The sequence below is a fragment of the Dietzia sp. UBA5065 genome, assembly GCA_002415925.1.
Lineage (GTDB): Bacteria > Actinomycetota > Actinomycetes > Mycobacteriales > Mycobacteriaceae > Dietzia.
Genome location: DIAZ01000013.1, coordinates 6,085 through 7,975, shown reverse-complemented (window position 1 = coordinate 7,975; position 1,891 = coordinate 6,085). Strand labels below are relative to the sequence as shown.

The window sequence follows — 1,891 nt, the reverse complement described above, 5'->3', positions numbered from 1 at the left end:
GTGCGGATGCCCGGCCGCGACGGCATTGCCGCCACCGCCGAACTGACCGTCCAGGCGCCGTCGGTGCGGGTCATCGTGCTGACGACCTTCGATGACGACGAGGTGCTCTTCGGCGCGCTGGACGCCGGGGCGAGCGGTTTCTTGCTCAAGAACTCCCGGCCCGAAGCGCTCGTGCACGCGGTGTATGCCGTCGTTGCCGGCGACGCGGTGCTCGATCCGGCCGTCACCGCCCGAGTGATGCGGCGCGCCGAACGCCCCACCGGCGCCCCGAACGTGGCTCAACGCCTGACCGACCGCGAGCTGGACGTGTGGTGGCTGATCGCCCAAGGGTTCTCCAACGCCGAGATCGCCGCCCGCTTGCGGGTCACCGAGGCGACCGTCAAAACCCACGTCTCCCGAGTGCTCACCAAGCTGGGCGTGCGCGACCGGGTGCAGGCGGTCATCGCGGCATACCGCAACGGCCTGGCCACCACGACCCGGCACGTCGCCCCGCATCGCGACCAGGCCCACGACTGAGGTGACGGTCCAGCCAACCGTCGAGCCCACATCCACCCCGGCGACCACTCCGCCGTTCACCGGTAGGCCTGGCGGCCCGCGCCGTCACGTCCCGGGAGACACCGCGGTCTGCCTCGTCAGGACTGCCGACGGCGCCCGACGAGCCCTATCGTGGCCGGATGCAGATCCGGCGGGGATACGCGCTGGGCGGAGTCGCCACCGGGGCCTTTGGGACCGTGCCGGGGCTGATGCTGTTGCCCTACCTCACCGAACGGTTGGGCGTCGCGGCGGCGCTGGCCGGAGTGGTCGTCTTCCTGCCGAAAGCCTGGGACGTCGTGCTCAACCCGATCGCCGGGCGGATCAGCGACCGCTCCACCCACCCGGCCGGACCGCGCCGACCCTTCCTGCTGCGGGCTGGGCTCGCGCTCGCCGGCTGTTTCGCCCTGCTCTTCGCCGGGCCCGCCCAGCCGCAGGCCCTGGCCACCGCGTGGGTGGTGGTGGCCTTCCTGGCGTGCGCGACGGCATACGCGTTCTTCCAGGTCCCCTACGTGGCGATGCCCGCGGAGCTGACCGACGACCCGGCCGAACGCACCCGGATCATGTCCTGGCGGGTCGCCGTGCTCGCGGTCGCGATCCTCGTCAGCGGGGGCCTGGCGCCGATGGTGCGAAATGCGGTCGGCCCGGAGCGTGGGTATGCCGCGATGGGCGTCTTCGTCGCGGTGCTGATCGCTGGAGGTGCGCTCGGGGCGTGGTGGGGCACCCGGCACGCGCCGGTGCGGGCGGTGGCCGCGGGCGCGGGCGGGCTGCGTGAGCAGCTGGGGCTCGTCGCGGGGAACCGGGCCTTCCGCACGCTGCTCACCACCTTTGTCGTGCAGGCGCTGGCGACCGGGGCGATGCTCGCGGGCGTCGACTACGTGGCCCGGCAGGTGCTGCGTGACCCTGGCGCCGGGTCGGTGCTCTTCGTCTGCTTCGTCGGGCCGGCGATCGTCTGCACCCCGGTTTGGGAGCGGGTCTCCCGCGCGCTCGGCAAGAAGGGCGGGTATGCCGCGAGCTCGCTCGTCCTCGCCCTCGGCGCGGCGCTGCTGATCGCCGCGCGGTCACTGCCCGCTGTTGGGGTGTACCTCGCGGTCGCGGTCGTCGGCATCGGGTATGCCGGCGCGCAGCTGTTCCCGCTCGCGATGCTGCCGGACGTGGCCGCGGCCGACGCGGCACGGACCGGGGAGAACCGGGTCGGGGTGTTCACCGGGGTGTGGACCGCCGGGGAGACACTGGGGATGGCGCTCGGGCCGTTCGTCTATGGGCTGGTGCTGGCGGCCGGTGGGTATGTGTCCTCGACGGACTCGGCTGCGGTGCAGTCCGACGCTGCCGTGTGGGCGGTGACGCTCGGGTTCTCCGC

Annotated in this window: 2 protein-coding genes; both read left to right on the top strand. The window is 73.1% G+C overall.

Annotated features, from left to right (window positions below):
• Positions 1-516 (top strand): LuxR C-terminal-related transcriptional regulator (locus B4M60_RS01175; protein WP_291079533.1); only part of this gene is annotated, 516 nt, incomplete at its 5' end.
• A 158-nt stretch (positions 517-674) separates the two neighbouring features.
• Positions 675-1,891 (top strand): MFS transporter (locus B4M60_RS01170; protein ID WP_291079532.1); only part of this gene is annotated, 1,217 nt, incomplete at its 3' end.